Source organism: Gaoshiqia sediminis (assembly GCF_025907915.1).
Classification (GTDB): domain Bacteria; phylum Bacteroidota; class Bacteroidia; order Bacteroidales; family Prolixibacteraceae; genus Gaoshiqia; species Gaoshiqia sediminis.
This window is the reverse complement of record NZ_JAPAAF010000150.1, coordinates 1-326: the sequence shown is the minus strand read 5'-3', so window position 1 is coordinate 326 and position 326 is coordinate 1. Positions and strand designations below refer to the sequence as shown.

Sequence of the window (326 nt, the reverse complement as noted above, 5' to 3'; positions counted from 1 at the left end):
CTCCGCGATGAATGGGGTTTTCAGCATATTGTAGTTTCTGACTGCGGTGCCATTACCGATTTTTTCACCACACACAAGGTGTCATCAACACCGGTGCATGCTGCGGCCAAAGGCGTTCTGGCCGGTACCGACGTGGAATGCGTGTGGGAAAACTATCCTTACAAAACCTTGCCCGAAGCTGTTGAGCGCGGCCTGATGAAGGAAGACGATATCGATAAAAGTTTGAAACGTGTGCTTATTGGTCGTTTCGAATTGGGCGATTTCGACGACGATGCGTTGGTCCCCTGGGCGCAAATTCCGGCATCGGTCATCAACAGTGATGAGCA

1 protein-coding gene is annotated in these 326 nt (G+C 51.2%); it reads left to right on the top strand.

The features are described 5' to 3' along the window. Positions 1–326 (top strand): glycoside hydrolase family 3 N-terminal domain-containing protein (locus N2K84_RS20350; protein WP_282593661.1); only part of this gene is annotated, 326 nt, incomplete at both ends.